General features: G+C 53.9%; 1 protein-coding gene. It reads right to left on the bottom strand.

All coding sequences use genetic code 11. From position 1 onward, the window contains the following. A partial coding sequence (locus AC5WOF_RS19430; protein ID WP_496051594.1) for a hypothetical protein occupies positions 1–254 on the bottom strand: 254 nt, incomplete at both ends.

Genomic DNA, 254 nt, shown 5'->3' with positions numbered 1-254 from the left:
ACGACGGTATTTTCCGTCGGTCCATAGTGGTTCACCACTTCAACCGGAAAGCCCGCTGGCGGTGCGGTTCGAAGCTGGTCTCCACCGGTTAAGAGATACTTGAGTTTCGGATGTTCCGGCCACTTCAAAGCTACCAACTGTTCCAACAGTGGCGTTGGCACAAAACTGACCGTTATTTCCTCCTCGATCAACCAATCACGTAATCCGGCAGGATCCAGGCGCAGCGTTTCCGTGGGAAGATACAAGGCCACACC

It is taken from the genome of Shimazuella sp. NTD250 (genome assembly GCF_059510375.1).
This window is presented reverse-complemented; position numbering and strand designations above follow the sequence as displayed.